Source organism: Cytobacillus oceanisediminis 2691 (genome assembly GCF_007678455.1).
Taxonomy (GTDB): Bacteria; Bacillota; Bacilli; order Bacillales; family Cytobacillaceae; genus Mesobacillus; species Mesobacillus oceanisediminis_A.
Map to the genome: position 1 here is coordinate 1 of NZ_VEEP01000453.1, position 229 is coordinate 229.

1 pseudogene is annotated in these 229 nt (G+C 43.2%); it reads right to left on the reverse strand.

The features are described from left to right. Positions 1-183, reverse strand: a pseudogene (locus tag FS736_RS24040) (16S rRNA (adenine(1518)-N(6)/adenine(1519)-N(6))-dimethyltransferase RsmA); the annotation flags it as partial. Positions 184-229 lie beyond the last annotated feature (46 nt).

The window sequence follows — 229 nt, forward strand, 5'->3', positions numbered from 1 at the left end:
TCTCCTCACATAATAACCCACGTTCCCAACCACCATCACATCTTTAAATTCCCCAAATTCTTCTTCCATCACTCCATCCACATCTCCTTTCACCACATCACTATCCATCATTTTCACATTCCCATATCCCCAAACGGTTTCCTCCAAGATCCCCACCACACCCAGCTCAATCTCAAAACCCACAACTTTTTCTTCTCTTTTCTCCCATCACAAAAACATTGCTTTCACG